Origin of the sequence: Streptomyces sp. URMC 124 (assembly GCF_051386455.1) — a bacterium.
Taxonomy (GTDB): Bacteria; Actinomycetota; Actinomycetes; order Streptomycetales; family Streptomycetaceae; genus Streptomyces.
In genome coordinates this window covers 1-267 of record NZ_JBPQTS010000488.1, presented here as the reverse complement: position 1 = coordinate 267, position 267 = coordinate 1, and the positions used below count along the sequence as shown (strand labels likewise).

At 40.4% G+C, this 267-nt stretch carries 1 pseudogene; it reads right to left on the bottom strand.

The features are described 5' to 3' along the window. Positions 1 to 229: pseudogene (locus tag ACSNOG_RS33430) on the bottom strand (ABC transporter permease); the annotation flags it as partial. Positions 230 to 267: the final 38 nt, after the last annotated feature.

Below are 267 nucleotides of genomic sequence, written 5' to 3'. Positions count from 1 at the left end.
CTACTATAATATCGGTAACCGATTGCCCCTGATGCTTCATAGACAATCCGAAATCACCTTGAATGATATTACCTAAATATTTCGTGTATTGTTGAAAAACCGGTTTATCCAAATCATACTGCTCCATCAGCCTCGCCAAGATTTCAGGCGATGGTTTTTTCTCTCCCATAAACGGATCCCCCGGTATGGCCTTCATAAGAAAAAAAGTGGCTGAGATCAGTATGAACAAGGATACAAGCATGTAAAAAAACTTACTCGCCACATACC